The sequence below is a fragment of the uncultured Lamprocystis sp. genome (assembly GCF_903933125.1).
Lineage (GTDB): Bacteria > Pseudomonadota > Gammaproteobacteria > Chromatiales > Chromatiaceae > Thiodictyon.
Window position 1 is genome coordinate 27181 of sequence record NZ_CAIZIZ010000121.1, and the last position, 16528, is coordinate 43708.

Here is a 16528-nt window from a genome sequence, read left to right on the forward strand (position 1 = left end):
CGTTGTTAACCCCGTTTGCCTGTTCGCTCTTGCGGCGTCGCCCCCGGGCGTGCGGGACCCACCTGTGTTAATGCCGGCGACGCCGTCCGGGTCGCTGCCCGCGCGGCCGGCTGGGTCGGTGTCGATACTCTTGGTTTGGTTGTTGTTCCGGATCTTGGCTTGACCGCGCCTGCCTTTGGCTCGGCGGTCGGCGCGCGCGCCTTCGGCGCGGTCGGTGTCTGCGCCTTGGCACGTGCCGCCGGTTTCGGTTGAGACTTCGCCCGCTGTTGTCCCTTGGGCTGGACCCGCGCCTTCGCCTGCGACTTTTGCCGGCTCGGGGTCTTGGTCTGCACCGGTGTTTCCGTTGGCGTCTCCAGCGCCGCTTGGCGCGCCCATCGCACCGCGAATCCGTTGCTGTAGCGCAGGTCCACGACCTCCGCCCGGCCGGCCGCATCCAGTTGCGGTGCCGCGCCGATGAAGCGCGCAAGACGTTCTTCGATAGCGCTGTTGCCCAGTTCGAGGCGCGCTCTGGAGACCAGTCCGACGCGCCAGGCCCCGCGGGCGTCCACCGTCAGGGTGTCGATCAGGTGACCCGCCAACATCAGTTGGTCGCGCCACTGGAGGTAGCGCTGGACCAGTTCGGGGGCGCGCTGCTCGTCGCCTTCAAGCATCGGTAATCCGGCCGGGATCGTGCCGGTACTGGGCCGAAACACCACGCCATCAGCGGTGACCAGTCCGTCGCCTTTCCAGCGTGCAACCGGTTTGTGTTCGTTGACTCGTACTTGGAGCCGGTCGGGCCAGACCCGGCGGATGCTCGCTCCGCCCACCCAGGCCAGTTCCTCGGCGGCGCGTTTGAGATCCGCCAGATCGGCGGTCAGGAAGCCGCCATTCAGCCGCTTGACCAAGGTCTCACGTAATTGCTGCGACGAGTGATGGTGCAATTCGCCCTGCACCTCGATCATGCGCACCGGCAGCAGTCGTGGTTCCCAATAGCCGAAGGCCCAGACGCCGCCGGCCATGACCGCCAGCAGGAGGACGCCGGTCAGGGCGCGCAGCCGCGTCGGCCGGGTGGCCGGCGGCGTCGGTTCCTGGAGATTCGGGAGGATGGCGGCGACAGACTCAGACACGGTTCAGACTCGTCTCCAGAATGCGGATCACCAGCGATTCGAAGTCGATTCCCGCGGCGCGCGCGGCCATCGGCACCAGGCTGTGATCGGTCATCCCGGGCACCGTATTGATCTCCAGCAAGTAGGCGCGGCCCGCGTCGTCCACCATCAGGTCGACGCGACCCCAGCCGCTCGCGCCGACCGTATCGAAAGCATCCAGGGCCAATTGCCGCAACGCCTGTTCTTGCGCTGTCGGCAGTCCGCAAGGACAGTGGTAGCAGGTATTATCGGCCCGGTATTTGGCGTCGTAATCGTAGAAAGCGTGCGGTGTTTCCAACCGGATCAACGGCAGTGCCTCACGCCCGAGGATCGCACAGGTGTACTCGGCGCCCGCAATCCAGCGCTCCGCGAGCACCAGCGAGTCATAGGTCCGTGCCAGTTCCCAGGCCGCCGCCAGGGTCGCGGCGTCCGTCACCCGCGCCATGCCGATACTGGAGCCTTCGCGCGCGGGCTTGACCATCAGCGGGAAGCCGATGGCCGCGGCCGCCGCCAGGTCCGCATCCGTGCGCAGCAGGACCGATTCCGCCGTCGGGAGTCCGGCACCTGCCCAGGCGAGCTTGGTCCGGTATTTGTCCATCCCGAGCGCGGAGCCCAACACGCCGGAGCCGGTGTAGGGCAGCGCGATGGTCTCCAGAAAACCCTGGATCACCCCATCCTCACCGCCGCGTCCGTGCAGGATGATGAAGGCGCGGTCATAGTCCCCCGCGCGCAGTTGCTCCAGGACGGTGTCGTCCGGGTCGAGCGGATGCGCGTCCACCCCGCGGGCGCGCAGGGCGTTGAGCACCGCGTTCCCGCTGTTCAGAGAGATCTCACGCTCGGCGGCCCGGCCGCCCAGCAGGACGGCCACCTTGCCGAAAGGCTGCGGTTGCGCTGTCATCACAGTCCCCCCTCGATGCCGATCCGCTCCGGGCGCCGCGGGCGATCGACGAGCCCAGTGTCTTCGCGCGAGGCGTTGCCGGTGTTGTTCATTAGGAGTCCGGGCAGGCGGGCCGCCAGGCTGCCGATGTCACCGGCGCCCATCAGCAACACCAGGTCGCCGTCCTGAAGGAGATTGCCGAGCAGTGTCGGAACCTCGCTGAGGTCCTGCGCGAAGACCGGGTCGAGGACGCCGCGGGTGCGGATGGCGCGACTCAGTGAGCGGCCGTCGGCACCGGCGATCGGCGCCTCTCCGGCCGGATAGACGTCACCCAGGATCAACAGATCCGGCGTGGAAAGGATCTGCGCGAAATCATCGAACTGCTCCTGGGTGCGCGTATACCGGTGCGGCTGGAACACCAGTACCAGACGGCGGTCGGGCCAGCCCCCGCGCGCTGCGGCCAGGGTGGCGGCCACCTCGCGCGGGTGGTGACCATAGTCGTCCACCAGTGTCAGGCGGCGGCCCATGGCATCCCGCACCTCAGTCACGACGAAACGGCGGCCGACCCCCTGGAATCCGGCCAGCGCCCGGCCGATGGCGCCTTCGTCCACGCCCAGTTCCAGTGCCACGGCGATGGCCGCCAGAGCGTTCAGGACGTTGTGACGGCCGGGCAGGTTCAACTCCACGGGGAAGGGGGCCGCGAGGCTCGCGCTATGCACCTCAAAGTACATCCGCAACCCATCCTGCCGGATGTTTTCGGCACGCACATCCGCTTCGGGGCGGGTCCCGTAGGTCCGCACCGGGCGCGGCACCTGCGGCTCCAGTGCGCGCACCTCGTCATCGTCGATACACAACACCGCCAGTCCATAGAAGGGCAGGTGGTGCAGGAACTCCATGAAGGTATTACGTAACCGATTGAAGTCGTTGCCGTAGGTCACCATGTGGTCGGCATCGATGTTGGTGACGATCGACACCATGGGTTGGAGATACAAAAACGACGCGTCGCTCTCATCGGCCTCCGCCACCAGATATTTGCTGGTGCCGAGCTTGGCATTGGCCCCCGCGCTGTTGAGCCGGCCGCCGATCACGAAGGTGGGGTCGAGCCCGCCCTCGGCCAGGATGCTGGCCACCAGGCTGGTGGTCGTGGTCTTGCCGTGGGTGCCGGCCACGGCCACGCCGTAATAGAAACGCATCAGTTCGGCGAGCATCTCGGCGCGGCGCACCAGCGGGATGCGGCGCGCGCGCGCCGCGATGATCTCCGGGTTGGATTCATCAATGGCGCTGGACACCACCACCGCATCCGCGTGCGTGACCTGCTCGGCGCGATGGCCGATGAAGACCGCGATACCCAGACGGCGCAGGCGTGTGGTGGTCTCACTCTCGCGCTGATCCGAGCCCGTGACCTCGTAACCCAGGTTAGCCGTCAGTTCGGCGATTCCGCTCATTCCGGATCCGCCCACGCCGATGAAATGCAGGCGACGGACCCGGCCCATGTTGGCGGCAGTGTGGTGCAGATGACGGTTCATAAACGGGCGAACTCCAGGCAGGCGGCGGCGATCTGTTCCACAGCGGCCGGCGTGGCACGGGTGCGCGCCGCTTCGGCCATCGTGAGCAGCCGCGAGCGGTCGGCGAGTAATGTCTCAAGGGTCATGGCGAGTCCGGCCGGGTCGAGGTCGCGCTGGATAATCAGGAGGGCCGCGCCGACCTCGGTCAGATAATGGGCGTTGCTGACTTGATGGTCGTCGACTGCATGGGGGTAGGGCACCAGGATCGCGCCCAACCCCGCCGCCGCCAGCTCCGAGACCGTCAGCGCCCCGGCGCGGCACACCACCAGATCGGCCCAGGCGTAGGCCTGCGCCATGTCGTTGATAAAGGCGGTGACCTCTGCCGCAACTCCCGCCTGGCGATAGGCGGCTTGAGCCGCCTCCAGGGTCCGCTCACCGGCCTGATGCCGCACCATTGGGCGGCTCGCCTCCGGCAGCCGGGCCAGCGCCAGCGGCAGGATCTCGTTGAGCACCTGGGCGCCCAGCGAGCCGCCCACCACCAGCACATGTGCCGGGCCGGTGCGGCCGGCGAAGCGCTCACGCGGCGGCGGCAGCGCGGCGATCACGGGGCGCACCGGATTGCCGGTCGCGATGGCGTTGCGGGCCTGGGGGAAGCTGCCGGGGAAGGCTTCGAACACCCGGCTGGCGATGCGGGCCAGCCACTGGTTGGTCAGGCCCGGAATCGCGTTTTGTTCATGGATCACCAGGGGTATCCCCAGCACGCGGGCGGCCAATCCGCCGGGTCCGGAAACGAATCCGCCCATTCCAAGGATGACCGCGGGGCGGCGGCGGCGCAGGATGGTCCAGGCCTGTCGCAGTGCGCCGAGCAATTTGAACGGACCGCTCAGGACCGCCCCGAGCCCTTTCCCGCGCAGGCCGGCGATCTCCACCCACTCCAGGTCGAACCCATGGTCGGGGACCAGGCGCGACTCCATCCCGCGGCGCGTGCCGATCCAAAAGACCTCCGCGCCGCTGGCGCGCAGTGCCTCGGCGACCGCCAGGGCCGGGAAAACGTGGCCGCCGGTGCCCCCGGCCATGACGCCTATGCGCGGAGCCATGGCATCCCCCGCGGCAGCGTGGTCTCCGACGCCTCCTGGCGGACGGTCGCGTCGATGCGCAGCAGGATCGCGATGGCTACACAGGCTACGATGAGACTGTTGCTGCCATAGCTCAAAAAGGGCAGCGTCAGCCCCTTGGTCGGCAGCATGCCGGAGTTGACCCCGATGTTCACGAAGGCTTGGAGGCCGAGCCACAAGCCGATGCCCTGCGCCGTGTAACCCGCGAACCGCTGACCCACGGCCTCCGCGCGGGCGCCGATACTGAAAGCGCGCCAGGAGATGAAGGCAAAGGCACCGATGATGGTCAGCATCCCGACCAGACCCAGTTCCTCCGCGATCACCGAGGCCAGAAAGTCGGTGTGTGCCTCGGGCAGGAAATATTGCTTCTGGATACCGTTGCCGAGCCCGACACCCAGCCACTCCCCCCGTCCAAAGCCGATCAGCGCCTGACTGAGCTGGTAGCCCGAGGCGAAGGGGTCTTCCCAGGGGTTGAGGAAGGACAGGATGCGGCGCATCCGGTACTCGGAAGTCAGGACCAGGAAGGCGAGCCCGGTGATGACCGTACCGAACAGCACGGCGAAGGGCATGACGCTGACCCCGCCGAGAAACAGCATCCCCATGACCGTCGCCAGCATCACGGCCGTGGTGCCGAAGTCCGGTTGTTTCAAAATCAGGGCGGCGGCGATCCCGATCAAAATCATCGGACGGATGAAGCCGGCCAGTTCGGTGGTGACCGACTGCGCGTGGCGCACCAGATAGCCGGCGATGTAAAGCACCGCGAACAGCTTGACGAATTCGGAAGGTTGCAGGTTCAACGGACCCAGCGGGATCCACCGGTTGGCCCCATTGACACTATGGCCCACCCCGGGGAGCAGGAGCAGGATCAGTGAAGCGACCCCGAGCAGGAACAGCCAGACCCCGGAGCGTTCCCACCAACTGACCGGGACGGTGAAGGCGAGGACCGCCGCGCTCAGGGCCAGTCCCAGGGCGATGGCCTGACGGACCACGAAAAAGAAGGGGTCTTTGCAGCAGGTGTCGCCGACGGTCATCGAGGCCGATGCCACCATGATGAACCCGAACGACAGGAGTCCCAGCACGACCACCAGCAGCGGGAAGTCGAACGCCGCCGGGCGCTCGCGCCGCCGCCTGCCGGCAACGCCCCAGCGCTTGGTCTGACGGGTGGCCGCGGTCATCGCGCCAACCGCCGCACCGCGTCGGCGAAGACCCGACCGCGATGCTCATAGTTGTCGAACATGTCGAAGCTGGCGCAGGCGGGTGAGAGCAGGACGGCATCACCGGGTTGCGCCAGGCCGGCGGCCTGGCGGACGGCGTCCGCCATGTCCGTCGCCTGGACCAGCGGCGCCAGGCCGTTGATCACCTGCCTGATCAGCGGGGCGTCGCGTCCGATCAACACCACGGCGCGGGCGGCGCGGGCGACCGCCGGCGCCAGCGGCGCAAAGTCCGCGCCCTTGCCGTCGCCGCCCGCGATCAACACGACCCGGCGGTGACTGCCCGGCGTCACCAGTCCATCCAGCGCGGCCACCGTGGCGCCGGGGTTGGTCCCCTTGGAGTCGTCAACCCAGCGCACCCCGGCGTGGGTGCAGACCAACTGACTGCGATGGGCCAGTCCGGCGAAGGTCCGCAGGACCTCCAGGCAGGGTGCGAGCGGCAGGTCGCAGGCCTCGGCCAGGGCCAGCGCGGCCAGGGCATTGGCCAGGTTGTGCCGGCCCGTGATCAGGACCTCATCCGCGCGCAGCAGACGCGCGTCGCCCCGGCACAGCCAGTGCGCGCCGTCGACCTCGCACAACCCGTAGTCACCGGCGGTCGGCGTGCCCAGGGTGAAACCGAGTTCGCGCGCGCTGGTGCGCGCCATTGCCACGACCCGCGGGTCATCCCGATTGACGACCGCCACCAGGGCGCGGTCATAGATACGCGCCTTGGCCGCCGCGTAGGCGGCGAAATCCGGATAGCGATCCAGATGATCGGCCGAGAGATTGAGCACCACGGCCGCCTGGGCGCAGAGTCCGTGCGTGGTCTCGAGCTGGAAGCTCGACAACTCCAGCACATAGAGCTCCGCCGTGTCGTCCTGCAGGTCCAGGACCGGTTCGCCGAGATTGCCGCCGACCGGCGCGCGCCGCCCGGCGCGCTGCGCCATCAGCCCCAGGAGTGTCGTGACCGTGCTCTTGCCGTTGGAGCCGGTGATGGCGCAGATCGGTGCCTGGGCCGTCCGGACGAACAGCTCCACGTCGCCGATCACCGGTACCCCGCGGGCCAGTGCCTGCTGGATCAGCGGTTCGGCGACCGGGACGCCGGGGCTCACCACCAGTTGCTCGGCGGCGGCGAAGGCCGCCGGGTCAAAGCCGCCGACGAAGACCGCCACCTCGGGGAATGCTTCGCGGATTTCGGCGAGTCCGGGCGGGTTGGGTCGGGTGTCGGTCACCGCCACCCACAGGCCCCGGGCACGCAGGAAGCGGACGCAGGAGACGCCGGTTTTGCCCAGACCGACCACCAGCGTCTTTCCCGCGGGAAGTGGCGCGTGCTTCATCAGCGGATCTTCAGGCTGGCGAGCCCGACCAGGACCAGCACCACGGTCACGATCCAGAAACGGACGATGACGCGCGGCTCGGGCCAGCCCTGAAGCTCGAAATGGTGGTGCAAGGGGGCCATACGGAAGATGCGCCGGCCGGTCAGCTTGAACGACAGCACCTGCAACATCACGGAGACGGTCTCCGCGACGAAGATACCGCCCATGATGAACAGCACCAACTCCTGGCGCACCGCGACCGCCACCACACCCAAGGCCGCGCCCAGGGCCAGCGCGCCGACGTCGCCCATGAAGACCTGGGCCGGATACGCATTGAACCAGAGGAAGCCGAGCCCGGCGCCGACCAGTGCGCCACAGAAGATAAACAGTTCGCCGACCTCTTTGATATGGGGAATGCGCAGGTAGTTGGCGATCTCGAAGTGCCCGGCGGCATAGACGAAGATCGCGAGTGCCCCGGCCACCAGGACGGTCGGCATGGTGGCGAGCCCGTCGAGGCCGTCGGTCAGGTTCACCGCGTTGCTGGACCCGACAATGACAAAATAGGCCAGCAGAATGAACCAGGGGCCGAGCTGGAGCGACACGTTCTTCAGATAGGGAATGAGCAGCGCGGTCTCCGCGGGGGTGACCGCCGTGACATAGAGTGCGACCGCCGCGATCAGGCCGAAGACGGTCTGCCACAGATACTTCCAGCGCGCGGCCAGGCCGCGCGGGTTCTTGAGAACCAGTTTCTTGTAATCGTCGACGAGGCCGACGGCACCGAAGGCCAGGGTGGTCAGCAACACGATCCAGACGTAGCGGTTATGCAGGTCCGCCCACAGCAGGGTGCTGACCCCCACCGCCACCAGAATCAGTGCACCGCCCATGGTCGGCGTGCCGGACTTGGCCAGATGACTCTGGGGCCCGTCGTCGCGGACCGTCTGGCCGATCTTGTAGGCGCGCAGGCGCCGGATCATGGGCCGGCCGACCATCAGCGAGATCGCCAGGGCGGTCAGGGTGCCCAGGATCCCGCGCAGGGTCAGGTAGCGGAAGACCGCGAATCCGCTTTCATAACGCGTCAGCCATTCAGTCAGAAAAAGCAGCACTCTAGACCTCTTTATGCGCCGCAGAGGGCGGTGACGATCCGTTCCATGCGCGCGGTACGGGAACCCTTGACCAGGATCAGGTCATCAGGACGCACTACGGTTTGCAGATGGGCGATCAGCGCGCCCTGATCAGTAAAATGCCGCGCGCCCGGACCGAAGGCGGCGCTCGCCGCGGCGCTCTCGGTGCCGACCGAGACCAGGCGCTCGACCCCGGCGGCCAGGGCCGCGGTGCCGATCTCGCGGTGCAGCTCCAGCGATTGCGGTCCCAACTCGCCCAGATCGCCCAACACCAGCCAGCGACGCCCGGGCAGGCTCATCAGCACCGCGATGGCGGCGCTCAGCGAATCCGGGTTGGCGTTATAGGTATCATCAATAACTCTGACCCCGTTGCCGAGACGCGGACACAGGCGTCCCGCGACCGGGGTCAACGCGAGCAGGCCGGCCCGCACGGCCGCGAATCCCACTCCCATGGCCAGGGCCGCGGCCGTTGCGGCCAGCGCGTTCAACACGTTGTGGACGCCGGTCAGGCGTAACTCAAGCGGGTACTCGGCGCCGTCCTGGACCGCCACGAAGCTGGTCCGGAATCCATCCGCATCCCAGCGTACCTGGACCGACGCGCGCGCTGCACTGAGGTCAGCCGGTGCGTCCAGGGCGAAGGTGCGCAGGGTGCGGCCGGCCGCCAGATCCCGCCAGAGGGGGGTGTAGGGCGAGTCTCCGGGGACCACGAAGACCCCGTCATCGGCCAGTCCACCGGCAATCTCGCCCTTGGCGCGGGCCACTCCGGCCACGCTGCCGAAGCCTTCCAGATGGGCGCGTCCGGCGTTGGTGATCAGTGCCACGTCCGGCCGGCCGATGGCGGTCATATAGGCGATCTCGCCCGCGTGGTTGGCGCCCATCTCCAGCACCAGATACGCCTCGTCGCGGGCAGCCAGCAGAGTCAGCGGCATCCCGATGTCGTTGTTCAGGTTGCCCTGGGTGGCGCGGGTCGGGCCGGCCTGGGACAGCATGGCCGCGAGCATCTCCTTGACCGTGGTCTTGCCGTTGCTGCCGGTGACCGCGGCCACCCGGCCCGGGAAGCGGTCGCGCCAGGCCGCGGCGAGCCGTCCGAGACCGGCGCGCGTGTCGTCCACGATCCACTGGGGCAGGTCGAGCGCCAGCGGGTGATCGACCATGGCCGCGGCGGCGCCCTGGTCGCGCGCGGCCGCCACGTAGGCGTGACCATCGAAGCGCTCGCCGCGCAAGGCCACGAACAGTTGCCCGGTGCAGTCGCGGCGACTGTCGGTCCCGACGCTGCTGAAGGCGGCGTCGGCCCCCGGGGTTGCCCCCCCGGCGTGTGCGGCGGCCTGCGTCAGCGTCCACATCGACGCGGTCGTCATGGGTCAGCCCGGCCGCCGGCCAGGAGCATGGATGGCGTGGGGTCATCCGGGGGCACGTTGAAGAGTCGCAGGGCCCCTTCCATGACCTTCGCGAAGATCGGGGCCGCCACCACGCCGCCGTAGTAGGCGCCGCCGTGCGGTTCGTCGATCATGACCACCATCACCAGGCGTGGATTTCCGGCGGGGGCCATCCCGGCGAAGACCGCCTGGTAACGGCCGGCGGCATAGCCGCGACTGCCGGACGCCTTCTTGGCGGTGCCCGTCTTGCCGGCGACCCGATAGCCCGGGACGCTGGCGCGCTTGGCCGTGCCCTTGTCCGACACCACGGTCTCCATCATCACCCGCACCGCACGTGCCGTCTTGGCGCTCAGTACGCGCGTTCCTTCGGGTGCGTGATCGCGCCGGATCAGGGTGATCGGGCGCTTGACGCCATCGGCGGCCAGCACCGCGTAGGCTTGGGCCAACTGGACGGCGGTGACCGACACGCTGTAGCCGAAGGCCATGGTGGCATGATCGAACGGCCGCCAACGGGTGTGGTGACGCAGGACGCCGCGGGTTTCGGCCGGGAACTCGACCCCGGTCGGGTGTCCGAACCCCAGTTGGTCATAGGCTTTCCAGAGCGAAGCGTAATCCATCATCTGGGCGAGCTTGACCACGCCGACGTTGCTCGACTTGGTGATGATTCCGGTCACGTCCAGAGTGCCGTAGCTGTGCACGTCGCGCACGATGCCGCCGGCGACGGCATAGGTGCCGCCAGCCGTGTTGACCCGGGTGGTCGGAGTCACCAGGCCGCGCTCCAGTACCGCTGCGACCACCAGCGGCTTGACCGTGGAACCCGGCTCCATGACGTCGGTCAGGGCGCGGTTACGGCGTCGTTCGGCGTCGCGCCCGCTCAACGCATTGGGGTTATAACCAGGCTGGTTGACCATCGCCAGCACTTCGCCCGTGGTCACATCCAGCACCACCGCGGTGCCGCCGACCGCCTTGTTCTCGGCCACCGCGGCCTTGAGTTCGCGGTAGGCGAGGAATTGCAGCCGCCGGTCCAGGCTCAAGACCAAGTCCTTGCCGGGGCGGGGCGGGCGGATCTGCTCGACCTCCTGCACGATGCGCTGCCGTCCGTCCTGAATCACCCGCCGCAGACCGGGTTCGGCGCGCAGCAAGCTGTCATAGACGGATTCCATCCCCTCCTGGCCGCGGTCTTCCACATCCGTGAAGCCGAGAACGTGACCGAAGACCTCCACGCCGGGGTAGAAGCGCCGGTATTCGGTTTCGAAGTCCACACCGTCGATGCCGCGGCGTTTGATCAGTTCGCGCAGCGCGCCGGTTTCCTCAAGGCTGACCCTTCGCTTCAGATAGATAAAGCCACGCTTGGCGTTCGCTTGCACGCGCTCGCGCAGTTCAGCCGGCTTGAGCCCCAGGCACCGGGCGAGTTCGGGAAGGACCTCGAGTTGGGTCACGAGTTTGCGCGGATCGGCCCAAATGGTCTCGACCGGGGTGCTGGCGGCCAGCGGCTCCCCGTTGCGGTCCAGGATCATGCCGCGGCGGGCCGGGATCTCACCCACGCGCAGGTAGCGCCGCTCACCCTCGCCGCGCAGGAACTCGGTTTCCACCACCTGACGGTAGAACACCGCGGACGCGACCATGACGAAGGCGAACGCCAGGCCGCCCAGCAGGACGCGGCGACGCACCCGGGGGTTGGGCGTGACCGGGTCGCGCGTGCTTCGACCGCCGTGTTTGATCCGCCGTTTAGGGAGCGCCATGGCCTGCCTCTTCAATCAGCATTACGTCATCGACGCGGGGTAGATACATGCCCAGTTGATCGCGCGCCTTGCGTTCCACCCGGACGTCGGTGGACAAAGCGGCCTCTTCCAGGCGTAACCGATTCCACTCCACGTCCAAAGCGTCTCGTTGGGCGCGAAGGTCCTGCAATTGAGCGAAATGGATGCGTGTCAGGTATTTGGTATGCACGACCCAGACCCCGGATGCGGTGATCAGGCCGAGCAACAGGAGCACCGCGACGGCGCCGGTGCGCTTCATCAACGGATGACGCGCCGGCTTCATGCGCAACGCTCCGCAACCCGCAGGATGGCGCTGCGCGCCCGCGGATTGCCTGCCGTTTCCGCCGGACCCGGACGCACCGGCTTGCCCAGCGCGCGCAGGCGTCCCTGCGTCTCGGCCGCAGTCACCGGGAGCCCCTTGGGGAACTGCGGGCCGCGTGCTTCGTCGCGGATGAAGCGCTTGACGATGCGATCCTCCAGCGAGTGGAAGCTGATGACCACCAGGCGTCCGGCGACCGCGAGCAGGTCGCACACCTGGGCCAGCGCGCGCGTCAGCTCGCCGAGTTCGTCGTTGACCTGAATGCGCAGAGCCTGGAAGGTGCGGGTGGCGGGGTGCTTTCCCGGCTCCCGGGTCGGGGCCGCACGCGCCACCAGGTCGGCGAGCTGGCGGGTGGTCTGGATGGGGGAGTGCACGCGCGTCGTGACGATCGCGCGGGCAATGCGCCCGGCAAACCGCTCTTCCCCGAAGTCGCGCAGCACCGCGGCGATCACGCCTTGTTCGGCGTGGGCCAGCCAGACGGCGGCGGACGCACCGCGGCTTGGGTCCATGCGCATATCGAGCGGACCGTCGGTCATGAAACTGAAGCCGCGCTCGGCGGTGTCGAGTTGCGGCGAGGAGACTCCCAAATCCAACAAGATACCCTGCACGCCTCCGGCGACGCCGACACGTGAGACGGCCGCGGCCAGTTCGCCGAAGGGGGACTGGACGGCGGTCAGGCGGGGGTCGGTCGCGGCCAGAACACCCGCGGCCATGATGGCCTCCGGGTCCCGATCGATGGCGATCAGACGCCCGGCGCTCCCCAGTCGCGCGAGAATCGCGCGCGCATGGCCGCCGCGGCCGAAGGTGCCGTCGACGTAGACGCCGTTGGGATCAATCGCCAGAGCCTGCACGCTGTCCTCCAATAAGACCGGTCGATGGGTCGCGTCCGTCACGGCGCGTGTTAAAACTTCAGTTTGCCGAGCGCGGACGACATGGCCATCTCGCCGATGTTCCGGTCGTCCAGATCCGCCAGGGTCTTGTCCTTCCATCGCTGCTCGTCCCATATCTCGAACTTCCCGCCCTGACCGACCAGGGCGACACGCTTATCTAAATAGGCAAATTCACGCAGGTGCTGGGGCAGCAGGATGCGCCCCTGAGCGTCCATCTCGACTTCTTCCGCGTGACCCAGATAGAGCCTCAGTACGGAACGGGCGACCTCATCGAAGGCGGGCAAGTCGGCAAAGTCACGCTCGATCACCTCCCAGGTTTTTACCGGGAAGAGCAACAGGCAACGTGCCCGGTCCACCGTCAGGATCAGGTTCGCATCGCCCGCGGCCAGCAGCCGCTCGCGCGGCTTGGCCGGGATCGCGAGGCGCCCCTTGGCATCAAGGCTGAGATAGGTGGAACCGCGAAACACTCCTCTCCCCCGGGCGCGCTCTTTATCCCGTTTTTCCCACTTTCCCCCACTTTGCGCCCATATTAGCCAGCGACCTCGCGAGCGTCAAGTTTGTCTGGTCAGGTTTTTTGTTAATGCTCAGCGACTTAAAAGTAAGTCGCAACGCGTCATCCGAAGTCGGACAAAAGCGCGTCAGCTCAGTAGGATGAGCTTGATTACCGTGGAATCGGCCCGGCTAAGGGATGGCTGTTGCAGGTGCGCGCCGCCGCTGGGGGCGGGCGTCACCGGTGAGGGGGAGGGAGTCGGCCTGTAAGCCGGGTTCTGTCGAGGACAGCCATTCATCTGGGACGCATGTCGCCATACGCCTCGAGCGACCTACCCGGGGACACGCGCGGGCCGCGCGTCGCAGCCCGTGGGCTGCCCGTCCCCCTATTTGGTCTTGCTCCGGGTGGGGTTTACCCTGCCGTCGACGTTGCCGCCGGCGCGGTGCGCTCTTACCGCACCATTTCACCCTTACCATTCGTGTTCCGACAGTCGCCGGAACACGGATTGGCGGTATATTTTCTGTGGCACTTTCCGTGGGCTCGCGCCCCCCAGGCGTTACCTGGCACCCTGCCCTATGGAGCCCGGACTTTCCTCCCCGCCCGCAAGCGGGCGGAGCGGCTGTCCGGCCGACTCCCAGCCGGTAGTCTAGCCGATCAGGGGTCGGTCGGTGTCATGAGTTATCCCGCGTCAGCATTTCCCCGCGCTCCTGGCTGGATGTTGGCAGGGTTCCAGCGGTCCACAGCGAGAATTGCGTGCTGCTCTAGGGGTCCAGAATTTTGCTGTTATCATAGTTAAGATTGACGATCCGCCCTGGGTTTCCCACGACGAGTGACACGGGTGGAACATCCTGAACAGCGACACATCCCGCGCCGAGGGTGGCGTTATTCCCCACCCGGAGTGGCCCGTCGACTGTGGCGAGGGGTCCGAACCAGACGCGATCCCCAACCGTGGGTCCGTCACCGCCATGCGCGGCCGGCCCCAAATAGACCTCCTGAAAAATCGAGCAATGTGCACCCAGGCGGCAGTGACTGAGATGGATTCCTCCAAAATGACCGATGAAGAGTCCGGGACCGATTTCGGCGGTGGAGTCCAAGTGAATATCGTACATCGTCCGGACGTATCCGGTCAGTAGCCAATAAAGCGGCTTCAAGGTCGCGACCACGGGAAAAAAAATGACCCGACGCTGGTGTTGGCGCACCCAGCGACCGAGTCGATAAGCGAACAGTGCCATCGGTCCGGGTTTACGCAATAGATGAAATATCCGCCGTCCAGTGAGAGGCTTCTTGCGCTTGTTGAACCGTACGATATCGGCGTAAAGATCATTCCACATGTTGGTTCTCTGATTATCGCGTTCGCGCCCTTGCCGACTCAAACCAAACGTCGGTATTAAACGCGCCGGCGATCTATCGCTGGGCGCGGTATCTGGAATCTTGCTGCATTCCGTCATAGGCTCCGTCGGATACCAGCGCACTGAAGGCTTTGCGTCGGTGAGCGGTCGCTCAAGAAACCGTTATCTGATCGGGCAGAAAGGAAGATGCATCCGGATTGCTGGAAGCGCGCAGCCTACTATTGTCGAAGTCATTACATATCACCCTCGCCGGATTACCCTGAAGGACGATGCCTGTTGCCGGAACGCTTTTGCTCAACACGGTTCCCGGGAGAATCGTGACGCCATCAGCGATCTGGATACCTCCATAGATCAAGCAGTTGGAGCCGATCCAGACATTGGAGCCGATTCGCGGTAGGTGGCCTTTATTGCTGTGAGCCATGCCGATCGTGACGCGCTTGTGAATGACGCATCCATGTCCCAGGGAGAAGGCACCGATGATCATGTGGCCGCTGTCCGATAGCCAGATATCCGTACCGATCTGCGTGTCCGGCGTAATGTAGATCTTGGCGATGGCGCGCGGGAGCTTAAGCTGAAGCCACCGGACCGGCCCTAACCATAATAGCCTGATCCAGCGAACAGCCCCGCGCGCTGGTGTCTGCATTCCATAGCGCGTCAACCGATGTAGCACGAGCGTTATAAAACCCGGAGAGCCGAAGAGAATTCGCAAGGTTGACCGGACGCCGACGCAGCGCCCAGGGTACCGGTTGCCGTGGTAGCGCTGGAAATCTCTGATAAAGATCTCGCGCAGCGATTGCGTCATCATGATGGTTGCTCCGGCGAACCGCCTCGCGGCAAATGTTGTGCTTAGGATATGGGTACGGTGGTTGGACCTGGAACGGGCTCCTTGAGCAATGGCGCCCACCGAAGCGCATAGCGCAAATCGCGAGGTTTATCCTCGGCACAAGATAGCAAATACTTTGGGAAAGACCAGTCAGGAAAACGACTAAGCACTCTCAAGGTGTGTCATAACAAACCGGAGCGCTTTGCCCCCAGACCGAGTTCCAGCCCCAGCCTGTAGAGATCGTTTTTCCGGGCGCCGGTGAGCTGTGCGGCCAGGCCCGCGGCCTGGCGCAGGGGGAGTTCGGCGGCCAGGACGCGCAGCACCCGGCCTTGCTCCGCCTCGTCAGCGGTCTGCGGCGAGCGGTTACCCTCCACCAGAATCACCAGTTCGCCGAGTTGCTGCTCCGCATCGGTCGCCATCCGTTGGGCCAGTGCGTCCGCCGAGCCGCTGAGAAAGGTCTCGAAGCGCTTGGTCAGTTCGCGGGCGACCACGACGCGCCGGTCTTGTCCCAGGATTGCGGCCAGATCGGTCAGGGTCTCAATGGCGCGTCGCCCGCTCTCGTAGAGAATCAGGGTCGCTTGCTCGCGCGCGAGTGGCGCGAACCAGGCCCGTCGTTGGGCGCTGGTGCGCGGCGGAAACCCGAGAAACAGGAAGCGGTCGCTGGGCAGGCCCGCGGCACAGAGCGCGCAGATTGCTGCATTGGCCCCTGGGATCGGCACCACCGCGAGCCCCCGCGCCCGCGCGGTCGCCACCAATTCATAGCCCGGATCGCTGATCAGTGGTGTGCCGGCATCGGAAACCAGGGCCAGGTTCAGACCCGACTCCAGTGATTCGATCAGGCGTGCGGCGGCCTTGGACTCGTTGTGATCATGGTAAGCGATGAGTCGGGTATTGATGCCGCAATGGGCGAGCAGGTGCCGGGTCTCCCGCGTATCCTCGGCGGCGATCAGGTCCACGTCGGTCAACACCTTACGGGCGCGCTCCGTCAGATCACCCAGATTGCCGATCGGTGTTGCTACCACGTATAGTATGCCGCGTTTTCCTTCCACTCCATCGCCCTCACACTGCACCAGGGGTCATATTATGCACCATGATTGGTCCGTTGCCCCAAATTCGGCCGGCAGCAACCGCGCAGCAGTTCCAAATTTGGGTGGCCGCCGCCAACAGCGTGTCGGCAGCGAGGCCGATGGTGGATGCGCTGCGCTTATCCACCCTACGAAACCGGCTCCGTTGTAGGGTGGATAAGGCGCGCCGCTCGGTCTCAGGGACTCGG

15 protein-coding genes, 1 other RNA gene and 1 pseudogene are annotated in these 16528 nt (G+C 66.5%); all 17 read right to left on the reverse strand.

Annotated features, from left to right (window positions below; all coding sequences use genetic code 11):
* Positions 1–5 precede the first annotated feature (5 nt).
* Positions 6–1106, reverse strand: coding sequence for a cell division protein FtsQ/DivIB (locus QZY03_RS05485; protein WP_295578850.1), 1101 nt, complete (start codon positions 1104–1106; stop codon positions 6–8).
* A complete protein-coding gene (locus QZY03_RS05490) occupies positions 1099–2022 on the reverse strand; it encodes a D-alanine--D-alanine ligase (RefSeq protein WP_295578852.1) in 924 nt (307 codons plus the stop codon). Before QZY03_RS05490 ends, QZY03_RS05485 begins: the two co-directional genes overlap by 8 nt.
* Positions 2022–3527: a UDP-N-acetylmuramate--L-alanine ligase gene (gene murC, locus QZY03_RS05495; protein WP_295578853.1), complete on the reverse strand. Its 1506-nt coding sequence runs from the start codon at positions 3525–3527 to the stop codon at positions 2022–2024. The genes QZY03_RS05490 and murC overlap by 1 nt, the downstream gene beginning before the upstream one ends.
* Complete coding sequence (gene murG, locus QZY03_RS05500) at positions 3524–4603, reverse strand: undecaprenyldiphospho-muramoylpentapeptide beta-N-acetylglucosaminyltransferase (RefSeq protein WP_295578855.1); 1080 nt, start codon at positions 4601–4603, stop codon at positions 3524–3526. Before murG ends, murC begins: the two co-directional genes overlap by 4 nt.
* Positions 4588–5796 carry a putative lipid II flippase FtsW gene (gene ftsW, locus QZY03_RS05505; RefSeq protein ID WP_295578857.1) on the reverse strand — a complete coding sequence of 403 codons (1209 nt, stop codon included), beginning with the start codon at positions 5794–5796 and terminating at the stop codon, positions 4588–4590. The genes murG and ftsW overlap by 16 nt, the downstream gene beginning before the upstream one ends.
* Entirely contained in the window at positions 5793–7148 is a 1356-nt protein-coding gene (gene murD / locus QZY03_RS05510) for a UDP-N-acetylmuramoyl-L-alanine--D-glutamate ligase (protein WP_295578860.1), read from the reverse strand. The genes ftsW and murD overlap by 4 nt, the downstream gene beginning before the upstream one ends.
* Positions 7148–8230, reverse strand: coding sequence for a phospho-N-acetylmuramoyl-pentapeptide-transferase (gene mraY / locus QZY03_RS05515; RefSeq protein ID WP_295578862.1), 1083 nt, complete (start codon positions 8228–8230; stop codon positions 7148–7150). The genes murD and mraY overlap by 1 nt, the downstream gene beginning before the upstream one ends.
* 11 nt (positions 8231–8241) lie before the next feature.
* On the reverse strand, positions 8242–9591 hold the full coding sequence (gene murF / locus QZY03_RS05520; RefSeq protein ID WP_295578879.1) for a UDP-N-acetylmuramoyl-tripeptide--D-alanyl-D-alanine ligase: 1350 nt from the start codon (positions 9589–9591) through the stop codon (positions 8242–8244).
* 11 nt (positions 9592–9602) lie between these two features.
* A complete protein-coding gene (locus tag QZY03_RS05525; RefSeq protein WP_295578863.1) occupies positions 9603–11366 on the reverse strand; it encodes a penicillin-binding protein 2 in 1764 nt (587 codons plus the stop codon).
* Positions 11353–11667 carry a cell division protein FtsL gene (ftsL, locus tag QZY03_RS05530; protein WP_020508357.1) on the reverse strand — a complete coding sequence of 105 codons (315 nt, stop codon included), beginning with the start codon at positions 11665–11667 and terminating at the stop codon, positions 11353–11355. The genes QZY03_RS05525 and ftsL overlap by 14 nt, the downstream gene beginning before the upstream one ends.
* Positions 11664–12596: a 16S rRNA (cytosine(1402)-N(4))-methyltransferase RsmH gene (gene rsmH / locus QZY03_RS05535; RefSeq protein ID WP_295578866.1), complete on the reverse strand. Its 933-nt coding sequence runs from the start codon at positions 12594–12596 to the stop codon at positions 11664–11666. Before rsmH ends, ftsL begins: the two co-directional genes overlap by 4 nt.
* 8 nt (positions 12597–12604) lie before the next feature.
* Positions 12605–13060, reverse strand: a complete 456-nt coding sequence (gene mraZ, locus QZY03_RS05540) for a division/cell wall cluster transcriptional repressor MraZ (RefSeq protein WP_295578868.1) — start codon at positions 13058–13060, stop codon at positions 12605–12607.
* A 273-nt stretch (positions 13061–13333) separates the two neighbouring features.
* Positions 13334–13718: RNase P RNA component class A (gene rnpB / locus QZY03_RS05545), an RNA gene on the reverse strand.
* Between the two features lie 126 nt (positions 13719–13844).
* Positions 13845–14531: a hypothetical protein gene (locus tag QZY03_RS05550; RefSeq protein WP_295578871.1), complete on the reverse strand. Its 687-nt coding sequence runs from the start codon at positions 14529–14531 to the stop codon at positions 13845–13847.
* A 52-nt stretch (positions 14532–14583) separates the two neighbouring features.
* Entirely contained in the window at positions 14584–15237 is a 654-nt protein-coding gene (locus tag QZY03_RS05555) for a hypothetical protein (protein WP_295578873.1), read from the reverse strand.
* A 200-nt stretch (positions 15238–15437) separates the two neighbouring features.
* Positions 15438–16304, reverse strand: a complete 867-nt coding sequence (gene rsmI / locus QZY03_RS05560; protein WP_295578875.1) for a 16S rRNA (cytidine(1402)-2'-O)-methyltransferase — start codon at positions 16302–16304, stop codon at positions 15438–15440.
* A 10-nt stretch (positions 16305–16314) separates the two neighbouring features.
* Positions 16315–16528: pseudogene (locus tag QZY03_RS05565) on the reverse strand (hypothetical protein); the annotation flags it as partial.

Excerpts from the sequence above, each read along its gene's own strand:
- QZY03_RS05490 (WP_295578852.1), bottom strand. The coding sequence starts at position 2,022 with ATGACAGCGCAACCGCAGCCTTTCGGCAAGGTGGCCGTCCTGCTGGGC.
- murC (WP_295578853.1), bottom strand. The coding sequence starts at position 3,527 with ATGAACCGTCATCTGCACCACACTGCCGCCAACATGGGCCGGGTCCGT.
- murG (WP_295578855.1), bottom strand. The coding sequence starts at position 4,603 with ATGGCTCCGCGCATAGGCGTCATGGCCGGGGGCACCGGCGGCCACGTT.
- ftsW (WP_295578857.1), bottom strand. The coding sequence starts at position 5,796 with ATGACCGCGGCCACCCGTCAGACCAAGCGCTGGGGCGTTGCCGGCAGG.
- murD (WP_295578860.1), bottom strand. The coding sequence starts at position 7,148 with ATGAAGCACGCGCCACTTCCCGCGGGAAAGACGCTGGTGGTCGGTCTG.
- murF (WP_295578879.1), bottom strand. The coding sequence starts at position 9,591 with ATGTGGACGCTGACGCAGGCCGCCGCACACGCCGGGGGGGCAACCCCG.
- QZY03_RS05525 (WP_295578863.1), bottom strand. The coding sequence starts at position 11,366 with ATGGCGCTCCCTAAACGGCGGATCAAACACGGCGGTCGAAGCACGCGC.
- ftsL (WP_020508357.1), bottom strand. The coding sequence starts at position 11,667 with ATGAAGCCGGCGCGTCATCCGTTGATGAAGCGCACCGGCGCCGTCGCG.
- QZY03_RS05550 (WP_295578871.1), bottom strand. The coding sequence starts at position 14,531 with ATGACGGAATGCAGCAAGATTCCAGATACCGCGCCCAGCGATAGATCG.
- QZY03_RS05555 (WP_295578873.1), bottom strand. The coding sequence starts at position 15,237 with ATGATGACGCAATCGCTGCGCGAGATCTTTATCAGAGATTTCCAGCGC.